The sequence below is a fragment of the Pandoraea bronchicola genome, assembly GCF_902459805.1.
Classification (GTDB): domain Bacteria; phylum Pseudomonadota; class Gammaproteobacteria; order Burkholderiales; family Burkholderiaceae; genus Pandoraea; species Pandoraea bronchicola.
The window spans coordinates 250,634-262,652 of record NZ_CABPST010000002.1 but is presented as its reverse complement, the minus strand read 5'-3'; the positions used below and the strand labels follow the sequence as shown (position 1 = coordinate 262,652).

General features: G+C 64.5%; 12 protein-coding genes. 9 read left to right on the top strand and 3 right to left on the bottom strand.

Annotated features, from left to right (window positions below; translation table 11 throughout):
• Positions 1-136 precede the first annotated feature (136 nt).
• The 8 genes from PBR20603_RS05340 (at position 137) to PBR20603_RS05305 (ending at position 8,474) form a co-directional block, all read left to right on the top strand.
• Positions 137-1,051 carry a branched-chain amino acid ABC transporter permease gene (locus tag PBR20603_RS05340; protein WP_246174458.1) on the top strand — a complete coding sequence of 305 codons (915 nt, stop codon included), beginning with the start codon at positions 137-139 and terminating at the stop codon, positions 1,049-1,051.
• Complete coding sequence (locus PBR20603_RS05335) at positions 1,051-2,331, top strand: branched-chain amino acid ABC transporter permease (protein WP_150558518.1); 1,281 nt, start codon at positions 1,051-1,053, stop codon at positions 2,329-2,331. Before PBR20603_RS05340 ends, PBR20603_RS05335 begins: the two co-directional genes overlap by 1 nt.
• A complete protein-coding gene (locus PBR20603_RS05330) occupies positions 2,328-3,146 on the top strand; it encodes an ABC transporter ATP-binding protein (protein WP_150558517.1) in 819 nt (272 codons plus the stop codon). The genes PBR20603_RS05335 and PBR20603_RS05330 overlap by 4 nt, the downstream gene beginning before the upstream one ends.
• On the top strand, positions 3,139-3,861 hold the full coding sequence (locus PBR20603_RS05325) for an ABC transporter ATP-binding protein (protein ID WP_150558516.1): 723 nt from the start codon (positions 3,139-3,141) through the stop codon (positions 3,859-3,861). The genes PBR20603_RS05330 and PBR20603_RS05325 overlap by 8 nt, the downstream gene beginning before the upstream one ends.
• A 91-nt stretch (positions 3,862-3,952) precedes the next feature.
• The gene (locus tag PBR20603_RS05320; protein ID WP_150558515.1) at positions 3,953-6,049 is read left to right on the top strand and encodes a 3-hydroxyacyl-CoA dehydrogenase NAD-binding domain-containing protein; all 2,097 of its coding nucleotides are present in this window, start codon (positions 3,953-3,955) and stop codon (positions 6,047-6,049) included.
• A gap of 93 nt (positions 6,050-6,142) precedes the next feature.
• Positions 6,143-6,748 (top strand): bifunctional nicotinamidase/pyrazinamidase, encoded by a 606-nt coding sequence (gene pncA / locus PBR20603_RS05315; RefSeq protein ID WP_150558514.1) that lies wholly within the window; start codon positions 6,143-6,145, stop codon positions 6,746-6,748.
• A 115-nt stretch (positions 6,749-6,863) separates the two neighbouring features.
• Complete coding sequence (locus tag PBR20603_RS05310) at positions 6,864-7,304, top strand: PaaI family thioesterase (RefSeq protein ID WP_150558513.1); 441 nt, start codon at positions 6,864-6,866, stop codon at positions 7,302-7,304.
• A gap of 174 nt (positions 7,305-7,478) precedes the next feature.
• The gene (locus PBR20603_RS05305; protein ID WP_150558512.1) at positions 7,479-8,474 is read left to right on the top strand and encodes an NADP-dependent oxidoreductase; all 996 of its coding nucleotides are present in this window, start codon (positions 7,479-7,481) and stop codon (positions 8,472-8,474) included.
• Between the two features lie 39 nt (positions 8,475-8,513).
• On the opposite strand, the gene PBR20603_RS05300 is transcribed toward PBR20603_RS05305, so the two are convergent.
• From PBR20603_RS05300 to ygfZ, 3 genes are read right to left on the bottom strand one after another with little or no spacing between them, the layout of a single operon-like run.
• Positions 8,514-9,395, bottom strand: a complete 882-nt coding sequence (locus PBR20603_RS05300; RefSeq protein ID WP_174977789.1) for an NRDE family protein — start codon at positions 9,393-9,395, stop codon at positions 8,514-8,516.
• Complete coding sequence (locus PBR20603_RS05295) at positions 9,386-9,691, bottom strand: DUF4936 family protein (protein ID WP_150558510.1); 306 nt, start codon at positions 9,689-9,691, stop codon at positions 9,386-9,388. Before PBR20603_RS05295 ends, PBR20603_RS05300 begins: the two co-directional genes overlap by 10 nt.
• 22 nt (positions 9,692-9,713) lie before the next feature.
• The gene (gene ygfZ / locus PBR20603_RS05290) at positions 9,714-10,829 is read right to left on the bottom strand and encodes a CAF17-like 4Fe-4S cluster assembly/insertion protein YgfZ (protein WP_150558509.1); all 1,116 of its coding nucleotides are present in this window, start codon (positions 10,827-10,829) and stop codon (positions 9,714-9,716) included.
• A gap of 187 nt (positions 10,830-11,016) precedes the next feature.
• Between ygfZ and mltG the strand changes: the two genes are divergently transcribed.
• Positions 11,017-12,012, top strand: coding sequence for an endolytic transglycosylase MltG (gene mltG, locus PBR20603_RS05285; protein ID WP_150558508.1), 996 nt, complete (start codon positions 11,017-11,019; stop codon positions 12,010-12,012).
• Positions 12,013-12,019: the final 7 nt, after the last annotated feature.

The following is a 12,019-nucleotide window of genomic DNA, read 5'->3' as shown; positions in this document are numbered from 1 at the left end:
CAGCCTGAATTTCCCTCGATGCGGCAGTCTCTGCCGCGTCTTTCGTTGCCTTTCCGAAGGAGACTGCGTGCATTTGCTGAGTGCTAATGCGGGCCTCGTGCTGGTCAATGGTGTGAGCTATGGGTTGCTGCTGTTCATGCTATCGAGCGGTCTTACGCTGATCTTCAGCATGCTCGGCGTGCTGAACTTTGCGCACGCCAGCTTCTACATGCTGGGGGCGTATTTCGCCTATGCGTTGTCGGCCGCAGTGGGTTTCTGGCCAGCGCTGGTCGCGGCGCCGCTGATCGTTGGCGTGATCGGGGCCGTCTTCGAGCGGGGCGTATTGCGGCGCTTGCGCACGCGCGGTGCGCTTGCGGAACTGCTTGCGACGTTCGGGTTGGCCTACATCGTCGTGGAACTGGTGCAGCTCGCCTGGGGGCGCGGCCCGGTCGATTACGGCGTGCCCGCGGCCCTCGAAGGTGTGCTGGTTCACGTGGCGGGCATCGCCGTGCCTGGGTACCGTTTGTTTCTGATGGGGCTGGCGTGTGCGGTTGCCTTGTTGGTGTGGGTGGCATTTCGCGCGACGCGGGCTGGCCTGATCTTGCAGGCGGCGCTGTCGCAACCGGCGATGACGCAGGCACTTGGCTACGACGTGCCTGCGCTCTACACGGGGGTGTTCGCCTGCGGTGCGGCGATGGCGGCGCTCGCCGGGGCGGCGGGCGGCAATGTGTTGGTGACGGAACCGGGCATGGCGGCAACGGTGGGCAGCGTGGTGTTCGTTGTGGTCGTTGTCGGTGGACTCGGTTCGCTGGGCGGTGCATTCGTCGCCTCGCTGCTGATTGGACTCTTGCAGACATGGGCCGTGACGAGCGATGCCAGCCTTGCCCAGTGGTGGCCTCAAAGCGGGGCGGGTGCCGAAGGGGCATTGATTGGCGTGGGCGCGCTCGGTGCCGCCGTCGCACCGATCTCGCATCTGACCGTAGCGCAGCTCGCGCCTGCGGTGCCTTATCTGTTGATGGTGGCGGTGCTGCTTTGGCGTCCGCGCGGACTCTTCGGCTCTCGGGAGGGGTAATGGACGACGTCTTCGCCAGTTCGCGAGTTGCCGCGCCGGGTTCATGGCGCCGCCGGGCGGGCGTGTGGCTGGCCTTTGCCGCCATTCTCGGCCTGGCTCCGTGGGGCTTTCCCTCCGACACCGCGCTCACCCTGATGACCCAGATGGGGACTGCGGCCATTCTCGCGTTGTCATTCAATCTTCTGCTCGGCTCGACGGGATTGCTGAGTTTTTGTCATGCGACGTATGCGGGCATCGGCGCTTACGCGGGCGTGTGGTGCATGAATCGCATCGGGGCCCAGGGGTTGCCCGTGTCGATGGCCCTCGTACCCTTTGCCGGCGCGTTCGCCGGCGGTGTGGCCGGTGCCACGCTGGGGTACGTCACCACGCGCCGTGCCGGCATGACGTTCGCCATGATTACGCTAGGGGTGGCGGAGCTAGTCTGGGTGATGGCGGCAATGCTGCCTGAATGGTTCGGCGGTGAGCGGGGCATTCCGACCGATCGGACACTGGGGGCCGCGTGGTTTGGCGCAACATTTGCGACGCAGCGTGAAGTGTACGGACTGGTGGCGGTGTGGCTGTTCTTTTGCACTGCCTTGATGTACGGCGTGACGCGCACGCCGTTGGGGTTTCTCTCGCGCGCGGTACGCGATAACGCTGTGCGCGTTGCCTTCCTCGGCCAATCGCCAGCGGCGGTGCGTTATCGCATGCAGATCATTGCTGCGGCATTCGCCGGGGTGGCTGGCGCGCTGGGTGCGTTGAATTTCGAGCTGGTCAGTGCCGACACGTTCAGTCTGGAACGCTCCGGTGTCGTGCTCGTCTTCACCGTGCTTGGCGGTACGGCGTATTTCGCCGGGCCGATGCTGGGTGCGATCGTCGGCGTGTTCGCGACGGTGGTACTGGCAACACTGACGCGGGCGTGGCAGCTCTATCTCGGATTGGGGTTTCTGGCCGTCGTGGTCTTCGCACCGGGCGGTATTGCCGGGTTGATCGCGGCCCATGTGCGCGCGTGGCGTGCTGGCATGGTGCGCGTGCTGTGGAAGTCCTACTCGGCCGTCTGTATCGGCCTGACGATGTTCGTTGGCGGGCTGATCGTCATCGTCGAGATGATCTATGGCGCGCGGCTTGCGAGCGACGCGGGGCTGGCTGTGACGCAGGATCAGAGCGCACATTCCGGCATAGGCGCGTGGGGGGCAGCGGTTGCGCTTGCGATCGCCGGGCTCGCCATCCTGATGCTCGCCGGACGTCGTTTGCGGCGTGAAGCGGCTAACGCGGGACTCACTGCGGGAGACCGGCGATGAGTGACGCGCAGAAGTTTGCTCGCTCGTCTGGCCAGGTGCTCAGCGTGCGAGGGGTGCGCAAATCGTTCGGCCGTACGCAAGTGCTGTGCGGCGTCGATTTGACATTGGCACCGGGTGAACGGCTTGCGATCATCGGGCCCAACGGTGCGGGCAAAAGTACATTGTTCGACGTCATCACGGGCCGGACGCGGCCCGACAATGGGCGCGTCCTGATGAACGCACGCGATGTCACCGGTCGCGCGCCGCATGTTATCAGCCGGCTTGGCCTGTCGCGCAGTTTCCAGACGTCGCAGTTGTTCGGGCAGATGAGTGTCATTGACCATCTGCGTTGTGCCGGGCTTTGGCCGGGCGGACATCGGTATACGTTCTGGCGCCGAATGCGGGGGTTGCGCGACGTGACCCGGCGTAGTGAGTTTTGGCTGGCCCGTCTTGGTCTGGAGGCGCGGCGCGATGTTCCGGCGGGTGCCCTGAGTTATGCGGAACAGCGCGTGCTCGAAATCGGTTTGTGCGCGGCGTCGGCGGGCAGCGTCATGTTGCTCGACGAACCTACGGCAGGCATGAGTCAGTCCGAATCTGCCCGCATGGTGGCGCTCATCGCGGAACTCAGCCGGGGACGCTCGCTGCTGATGATTGAGCACGACATGCAGGTGGTATTTTCGCTGGCCGACCGAATTGCCGTGCTGGCGCGTGGTGCGGTCATCGCCTGTGACACGCCCGCGCGAATTCGCGAGCATCCCGATGTGCGAACGGCCTATCTGGGGGATTACGCAGACGCCTTCGGCGGCGCATTCCCCGGGGAGACGCGCGATGCTTGAGCTGATCGACGTCCGGGCCGGGTATGGCGGTAGCCGTGTGCTGCATGGCGTGACGATGTGTGTCGCGCCTGGCGAGATTGTGGCTGTGCTTGGGCGCAACGGTGCGGGGCGCTCCACACTGGCTCGCGCCATCATGGGGCAGTTGCCGCGCGAGGGGGAAATTCGCTGGCACGGACAATCGCTGGCTTCGCTTGCCCCGCATCAGATTGCGCGTTTGGGTGTTGGCTACGTGCCGGAAACGCGAGACGTCTTCGGGCCGCTGACGGTCACGCAGAATCTGCTGCTGGGCCAGCGCCGTCGCAACTCGAAGGCGCTGCCGAGAGCGTCGGGTATCGACCGCACACTCTCGCTCGCCGAGGCTTTCGAGCGTTTTGAGGAACTGGCGCCACGCCGTGACGCGCCTGCGGCATCGCTATCCGGTGGCGAGCAACAGTTGCTTGCGCTGTGCAGGGCAATGATGGCGGGGCCAGACTTGTTGATCGTCGATGAACCGACCGAAGGACTTGCGCCGCGAGTGGTGGCCCGCATCGGCCGCATTCTGACCGACTTGCGGGCGACGGGCGTGGCGATTTTGCTCATCGAGCAGAAGCTGTCGCTCGCGCTCGGTTGTGCGCAGCGCGTGGCAGTGATGGGGCGGGGCACACTCGTCTTCGAGGGCCCGCCCGACGCGCTGGCAGCCGCGCCCGCGATTCGCCGTGAATGGCTTGAGGTGTAGCGCTGCGCTAGAATCGAGCGATCGTCTTGCCGCAGCCAGTTGCGCCCGCGGCACCCCCAATGACGCACACAATATTAGGAAAGAGACAACGATGAGCACGGCTTATGAGGTTCGTGACGGCGTGGCCGTCATCACGCTGGAAAATCCCCCGGTGAATGGCTTGGGACACGCCACGCGGGCGGGGATCGCCGAGGGCATCGCGAAAGCCCAGGCTGACGCGCAGGTGCGTGCCGTCGTGTTGATCGGCGGGGGGAAAGCCTTTTCCGGCGGGGCCGATATTCGTGAGTTCAACACGCCGAAGGCGACGCAAAGTCCGTTGCTGGTCGACGTGATTGCCGCGCTGGACGCCTGCACAAAGCCTGTTGTCGCAGCAGTTCATGCGGTGGCAATGGGCGGCGGTCTCGAATTGGCGCTCGCCTGCCACTACCGTGTGGCATTGCCCGGTGCGCAGATTGCCTTGCCCGAGGTCAAGTTGGGATTGCTACCCGGCGCGGGTGGCACACAGCGCCTGCCGCGCGCTATCGGCGTGGCGCGCGCGCTCGATATGGTGGTTTCCGGGCGTGTCGTGAAGTCCGAAACGCTCGTTGGCACGCTCTTCTCGAAGCTGATCGAGGGGAGTCATGACGATCTCCTTGCCGGGGCCATCGCATTCGCCAACGACGTTGCCTTGCAAGGTGGCACGTTGCCGCGATTGCGCGACGTCGCCATCGAGGATGCCGATGGCGCGGGCCAGGCCGCCATTGACGCCGCACGAGACAAGGTGCAACGCGAGCAGCCGCATTTTCCTGCGCCGCACCAATGTGTGGCGGCAGTCGAGGCTGCGCTGCGGCGTGCGTTCGATGACGGCGTCAAGTTCGAGCGCGAGTGTTTTGTGTCGCTGGTCAGCTCGCCTGAGTCGAAGGCGCTGCGTCACGCGTTCCTTGGCGAGCGTGCGGCGGCCAAGATTGCCGATGTGCCCGACGATACGCCCGTGCGCAACATCGAGCGAGTGGCCGTTATCGGTGCCGGCACGATGGGCAGTGGCATTGCGATGACCTTTGCCAATGCCGGGATTCCGGTAACCCTGGTCGACACGACCGAGGCGGCGCTGGCGCGCGGCGTCGAGTCGATGCGAGGCAATTACGCTCGTGCTGTCACCCGAGGCAAGCTGGCTGCCGATGAGGCCGAAAAGCGGCTGGCGCGCATTCACGGCAGTACCGATTTCACGTCGGTCGCCGATGCCGATCTGATTGTCGAAGCGGTGTTCGAAGATATGGGCATCAAGCAGGTCGTGTTCCGCGAGCTCGATAAGGTGGCCAAGCGCGGTGCGATTCTGGCGTCGAACACGTCGACGCTCGATCTCGATGCGCTGGCCGAAACCACGTCACGGGCGCAGGATGTCATCGGCATGCATTTCTTCAGCCCGGCCAACGTGATGCGTTTGCTCGAAGTCGTGCGTGGCGCCCACACGGGCAAGGATGTGCTGGCGACGGTCATGAAGCTGGCCAAGCGAATTGGCAAACTGGCTGTCGTCGCTCGCGTGTGCGACGGTTTCATCGGCAATCGCATGCTCGAGCCGTATTTCAAGCAGTCTCAGTGGATGGTCGAGCAGGGTGCGACGCCCGCGCAGGTCGACGCCGCCATCGAGCATTTCGGTTTCGCAATGGGCCCGTTCCGCACGAGCGATCTGGCCGGCAACGATGTCAGTTGGGCGATCCGCAAGCGTCGTCATGCCGAAAATCCCGGCATCGTATATCCCAAGATCGCCGACGTGCTGTGTGAAGCCGGGCGCTATGGCCAGAAGACGCACGCCGGCTGGTACGACTATGCCGAGGGCGACCGTACGCCTCGCGAATCGGCCAAAGTCGCGCAGATGCTCGACGACTATCGCAAGACGAACGGCATCACGCCGCGCCCGTTCTCGGACGACGAGATCGTCGATCGCCTCGTCTATGCGCTGGTGAACGAGGGGGCGAAGGTGTTGGCCGACGGAACGGCAGCGCGCGCCTCCGACATCGATATGGTGTATCTGAACGGTTACGGCTTCCCGCTCTGGCGCGGCGGCCCGATGCTCTATGCCGACATGGTCGGACTCGACAAGGTGCTCGCGCGAGTGCGTGAGTTCGCGCGGGGTGAGCACGGTGAGGACTGGACCCCGGCCGCGCGGCTTGTCGAACTGGCGGAAGCTGGCAAGCGCTTGAACGGGTGAGCTGTCCAAATGCGCTATTTCGTGATGGCCGGAACATTGCGGCCATCGCGAAATGTGCTGACCTTATCGCTGAAATAGTTCAGGGGCGATGAAATGAAACCGATGGACGAAGTGCTGCTCGTGATCGATGTGCAGAACGATTTCATGCCCGGTGGGGCGTTGGCGGTGCCCCGCGGTGACGAGGTAGTGCCTGCGATCAACGCGTTGGCCGGGAAATTTGCCCAGGTGGTGTTGACGCAGGATTGGCATCCGGCGGGGCATGTGTCGTTTGCCGAGCATCACGCCGGGCGTCAGCCCTTCGAGACGATTGCCCTGCCTTACGGCGAACAGGTCTTGTGGCCGACGCATTGCGTGCAGGAGACGCCCGGTGCCGCGTTGCACGCGGATCTGTCTATTCCGCATGCGCAGGCGGTGGTGCGCAAGGGGTATCACGCGGATGTCGACAGTTATTCGGCGTTTCTCGAGGCGGATCGCAAGACGCCGACCGGGCTGGCCGGGTATTTGCGAGACAGGGGCGTGAGACGCGTGCACTGTGTAGGACTGGCCACGGATTTCTGCGTGGCGTGGAGCGCGCTCGACGCCAAGGCGGCGGGCTTCGATGTTTGCGTGATCGAGCATGCATGCCGTGCCATCGATCTGAACGGTTCGCTCGCCAGGGCGTGGGCATCGCTCGCTGCGGCGGGCGTGTCGCGGGAGTAAGTGGCGAGTGCCTCCGATTGAATATCAGACGCAGCGCATGGCGCGATGCGTCGCTAGTTGAAGAAATGACGATGGATGAGCTTACCTTGAATGGCCAATGCGGCTGGAGTTCCCGATGAACGCGCTCTCGATCCGTTCGGGTTTCATCGATCACCTTGGCATCGAGCTGTTGCGTGCCGAAGCGGGCGAGTCGGAGCTGCGCCTCGCGCTGGCGTCTGAGCATCTCAATAGCTGGGAGGTGATGCACGGAGGGGTGACGATGGCGATGCTGGATGTTGCGCTGAGTACCGCTTGCCGGAGCGTGGCGCCGGAAGGTTCGGGCGTGGTGACCATCGAGATGAAGACGAGCTTCATGCAGCCGGGAACCGGCGAGATGCGCGCATTTGGCCGCCTGTTGCATCGCTCGACGACGATGGCCTACTGCGAGGGCGAAGTGCGTGACGCCAATGGCAAGCTTGTGGCCAAGGCGATGGGCACGTTCAAGTATTTGCGCCGTCTTGCGGTCGGACGCGATGTCCGCGAACAGCGACGTCCTGACGACCCGCGCGGCGACTGACGACGCCCAAGCGGCGTGCTGCCGTCGGTGATGCCGCTGCGGGGCAATGCGGGTGCAATGGGTGGCGATTGCAGCTACCGCAGCTAATGCAGCTAATGCAGCTAATGCAGCTAATGCAGCTAATGCAGCTAATGCAGCTAATGCAGCTAATGCAGCTAATGTGGAGGGAATGTCATGACGATCAATCGCCAGATTCTGCTGGTCTCGCGCCCCAAGGGCGAAGCCACGCTGGACAACTTTCACCTGGCCGCACCTGAGTTGCCGGAGCTCGGCGAAGGGCAGGTGTTGGTGCGTAATTTCTATCTTTCACTCGACCCGTACATGCGCGGCCGGATGAACGACACCAAATCATACGCCCCGCCACAGCCGCTCGACACGGTGATGATCGGGGCGACGGTCGGCGAGGTGATCGAATCGCGTCACCCCGACTGGCAGCCGGGCGATGCCGTCACCGCCATGTTCGGCTGGCAGGAGTATGGCATTTCGGATGGCAGCAACCTGCGCCGTCTCCACGACGCGCGCGTGCCGATGAGCGCGTATCTGGGCGTGGCGGGCATGCCGGGCGTCACGGCGTGGTACGGCCTGAACCGGATTATTGCGCCCAAGGCCGGGGAGACTATCGCAGTCAGCGCGGCTTCCGGCGCGGTGGGCAGTGTGGTCGGTCAACTGGCCAAACAAGCCGGATGCCGGGTGATCGGCATTGCGGGCGGCGAGCAGAAGTGCGCCTATGTGGTGGAGGCGTTGGGCTTCGATGCGTGCGTCGATTACAAAGCGGGCAATCTGAACGAAGCGTTGCGTGCAGCGGCACCGGATGGCATCGACGGGTACTTCGAGAACGTCGGTGGTGATGTCCTCGATGCGGTCATGCGCAATCTCAATGCGCACTCGCGCATCGCAATGTGCGGCATGATTTCCGGCTACAACGGTGAGCCAATTCCGATGAAGTACCCGGCACTACTGCTGACGAACCGGGTGCGGCTGGAAGGCTTCATCGTGACCGAGCACATGGATGTCTGGCCGCAGGCGCTCAAGGCGCTGACCGATGCGATCGCCGCCGGTGAGTTGCGCTATCGCGAGTCGATGGCGCAAGGCATCGAGAACGCGCCTGCCGCATTCCTTGGCTTGCTCAAAGGAGAGAACTTCGGGAAGCAGATCGTGCGGTTGGTGTGAGGTCGAGTCCACCCCGGGCCCGGGGTGGACTCGTCAATCTCAGGCGCGGGCGGCCTCGAAACGATACCGTCGCAGATCGCGTAGTTCGTTGGCCGGCTGCCCCGGCGAGACCGTCGATTCGATGAGGTCGACCGTGCCGTTGCGGTGATACCTCAGCAACGTAGTGCATCGCGTTCCGTAGGCCGGGGATGCGATGAAGGCCGCCGATAGCGCCTTCTCCCAAGCCGGTGCGACCCCTGTTTCGGGCAGCGCTTCGTCGGCTGCCTCTACGGTGTTGCGCATCAGCGCGAGCAACGTCAAGTCGTCGGCCGCCTCGTCGATGGCCGCACGAAGTGCATCGCGTCGACTCACCAGTTTTGGCCACGGCGTGTCCAGAAGCGCGTTCGACAGCCCGTGCGTGCCGGGGCGGATGGCGTGGGCAAGCGGCAGTCGCACTGGCGCCCGGAACGGGAGCGACGACGCGTTCGCGCGCCCGACCGTTTCGATTTGTCTGGGAGCGTCGATATCGGTGTCACCACGCGTGTCGCGATTCCCCAGCCAGAACAACTTGCCTGCGGGCAAGTCTCCTGCGAGCAAGTTAAATCCTGCGTACTCGTGTGCATGTTGCTCGATACGCGACAGATCGTCGTCGAACGCCGTAGCGTCGAGCATGGCAGAGACCAGCAGGCCGCGCGACGGCGTGTCCTTCGGTGCCATCGGGGCACGTCCATCGCGGAAGTTGGTCAGTGCGGCAAAGCGTCCTGCGCGATTGACGCCCATCCATGTCCCGCCACCCCGCAAGTCGCGGCCTGCGAGCACGTCCGGCCGGTCATGCCACCAGTGCATCGGTTCGGCGGGGCGCTCGAAGAATTCGTCGCGATTGGCGAGCAGCACCAGTGGCGTGTCGGCATCAGGTTGCCACGAAAAGACGATCAGGCACATGGCGTTTGCGCGTCGACGAAGCATTCGGCATGGCGCCCGCCTTCGGTCAGGTCAGTCAGGCCCGACTCGGCCGCGAGCTGCGGCAGCGCTGCGACGAACGCGGGACTCACACCGTCGTAACGCTCCATCCAGGTCGTGGTGCCTGCGGCCGTGTCGTTAGCGGAGGCGTCGGCGCGCCATTGCAAACGCCCTGCGACGCCGAAGCGCGCCGCCGTCAGCGCGAAGAGTTGCGCGACGGCCTGACGTGCCGCGGCGGCGTTGGGCGACGAGACGCGGTAGTAGACGTAACAGTCCATGGGCAGTCGCTGGGCGGCCGGATCAGGAGGCCGTCGCAGACGACGCGGGCGTTTCCGTCGGATCGATGATCTCGTATGGCAATTCGGTGAAGGCGAGGGCGGGGCCGTCGGCGCTGCCGAGGCGAACGTCGTCGGTTTCGCGTGCGGCCAGCTTCACTTCCGCGAGTACATCGTAGCCGCCGTTCGGGGCCGGTGCAGCTTGCACGACCATGCCGCACGGCTGATCGGGGTCGCTCGTCTCGACCAGCGCCTGACCCGGTGCCGGCTGCGCGCCATCCACGTGCGCGAGATGCAGGCGACGCTTGATGGTGCCGCGATATTGGCTGCGTGCGACAACCTCCTGTCCCGGGTAGCAACCTTTGCGGAAGTTCACACCACCCACGACCTCCCAGTTCACCATTTGCGGGACGAACTGCTCCTGCGTTGCGGTCGTGACACGCGCCACGCCGCTGTGCACGTCGAGCCAGGCCGCGAGGGCGGGGGCGACGACGGTGAGGCCGGGCGCCTGCGTCAGCGCTGTCCACGCCTGCGCCGCATGCGCCACCGGCACGCTCCACAGGAAGCGTGAGAGCGAGCGCGCTGTGCCGGCGTCCGGCAGACGGATCAGGCTGGTGGGTGCATCGTCGAGGCTCGCATGCACGGCCGCGAGGGCGGTGGCCGGCAACGACGGGAACGTGCGGGCCAAAACGGCCTCGGCGGCGGGGCCGCCGACTTGCAGCAGCACATGCGTTGCGGTGCCGTCCGTCAGTTTTGCCTTCGCGCGCAGGACGAACATCGAGAGACGCTTCTGCACGGCCGCCTGCACCTCGGCGTCGCACGCCAGATAGATCGTGGCGTCGGCCGACGCGTCGCGCCACATCAGGAACGTGGCGAGCAACCGGCCCTTGGCCGAGCAGTAACCGGCAAGACGCGCCTGAGCGGCAGAAAGACGCTCGACGTCATTGGTCAATTGGCCATGCAGAAAGGTCGCGGCATCCGCACCGTTCACGGCGATGAGGCCGGTGTCGGCGGCGAGCGAGACGAAACTGCCGTTTCGCAAAGCCTCGAACTGTGCGGTGCGCGCGAGCGCATCGGGCGAAACATCGAAAGAAGAAGCGGCTGCCGCTTGCGGCAGAAGATCACGCCATTGGGAGGTCATAAACGGGAGAGCCTGTCAATCTGTGAGGGTTCGGCAAGTCAAAGTATTATATTGGGTCTTCCGCCAGGACGTGCGAGCCCGGTTCGACGCGCAAAACGCGCCTCTCGGCACCGTCGTTGTCGTGCAAGTCCGGCTGACCGAGTCCCCCGAACCCGCTGCTGTCGTCATACGGCTTACCCTGCAATTCATGTCTTTCATCAAACGCCTGTTGGTCTTGCTGATTGTCGCCTCGCTGGCGGCGGGCGGCGCTTTCTACTATTGGGCGCAGGCCCCCCTGCAACTGGGCAAGCCGACACTCGACGTCACGATCAAGCCATACAGCTCGGTGCGCAGCGTGGCCACGCAATTGCGCAACGGCGGTGTGCCGGTGCACCCGCTGCTGTTCAATCTGCTTGCCCGCATCATGGACGTGGGTACGAAGCTCAAGTCGGGCAACTACGAGTTCGCAACGGGTATCACACCCATCGAGGTGATGGAAAAGCTCGCGCGCGGCGACGTCAACCAGTACGTGGTGACGATCATCGAAGGCTGGAGCTTCAAGAAAATGCGCTCGGAGATCGACGCCAATCCGGCATTGCGCCACGATACCGCCGGATTGCCCGACGCCGACATCATGCAACTGGTGGGCGCCGACCGCGCCGAAGCCGAGGGCATGTTCTTCCCCGACACCTACCTTTTTCCGAAAGGCACGAGCGACGTCGATATTTACAAGCGGGCCTATCGTCTGATGCAGAAGCGTCTGGACGAAGCGTGGGCCGCCCGGGCACCGGGACTGCCATACACGACGCCCTACGAGGCGCTTATCATGGCATCGCTCGTCGAGAAAGAGACGGGGCAGGCGGTGGAGCGCGGCCAGGTCGCGGCCGTGTTCATCAATCGATTGCGCAAGCGTATGCTGCTGCAGACCGATCCGACGGTGATCTACGGGATGGGCGATCTGTACACCGGGCGCCTGCGAAAGCGCGACTTGCAAACGGATACCCCGTACAACACCTATACGCGCGCCGGCTTGCCGCCCACGCCTATCGCGCTGCCGGGCGTGGCGTCGCTGACGGCGGCGCTGAACCCCGCGCCGAGCGATGCGCTGTACTTTGTGGCGCGCGGCGACGGCACCAGCCATTTCTCGACGAATCTCCTGGAGCACAATCGCGCCGTGGACAAGTATCAACGAGGTGAACAATGACGCAATC

Bases quoted from the DNA above. Each gene is read 5' to 3' on its own strand.
- PBR20603_RS05310 (WP_150558513.1), top strand. From the start codon at position 6,864: ATGAACGCGCTCTCGATCCGTTCGGGTTTCATCGATCACCTTGGCATC.
- PBR20603_RS05335 (WP_150558518.1), top strand. From the start codon at position 1,051: ATGGACGACGTCTTCGCCAGTTCGCGAGTTGCCGCGCCGGGTTCATGG.
- mltG (WP_150558508.1), top strand. From the start codon at position 11,017: ATGTCTTTCATCAAACGCCTGTTGGTCTTGCTGATTGTCGCCTCGCTG.
- PBR20603_RS05295 (WP_150558510.1), bottom strand. From the start codon at position 9,691: ATGGACTGTTACGTCTACTACCGCGTCTCGTCGCCCAACGCCGCCGCG.
- ygfZ (WP_150558509.1), bottom strand. From the start codon at position 10,829: ATGACCTCCCAATGGCGTGATCTTCTGCCGCAAGCGGCAGCCGCTTCT.
- PBR20603_RS05325 (WP_150558516.1), top strand. From the start codon at position 3,139: ATGCTTGAGCTGATCGACGTCCGGGCCGGGTATGGCGGTAGCCGTGTG.
- PBR20603_RS05320 (WP_150558515.1), top strand. From the start codon at position 3,953: ATGAGCACGGCTTATGAGGTTCGTGACGGCGTGGCCGTCATCACGCTG.
- PBR20603_RS05340 (WP_246174458.1), top strand. From the start codon at position 137: ATGCTATCGAGCGGTCTTACGCTGATCTTCAGCATGCTCGGCGTGCTG.
- PBR20603_RS05300 (WP_174977789.1), bottom strand. From the start codon at position 9,395: ATGTGCCTGATCGTCTTTTCGTGGCAACCTGATGCCGACACGCCACTG.
- PBR20603_RS05330 (WP_150558517.1), top strand. From the start codon at position 2,328: ATGAGTGACGCGCAGAAGTTTGCTCGCTCGTCTGGCCAGGTGCTCAGC.
- pncA (WP_150558514.1), top strand. From the start codon at position 6,143: ATGAAACCGATGGACGAAGTGCTGCTCGTGATCGATGTGCAGAACGAT.
- PBR20603_RS05305 (WP_150558512.1), top strand. From the start codon at position 7,479: ATGACGATCAATCGCCAGATTCTGCTGGTCTCGCGCCCCAAGGGCGAA.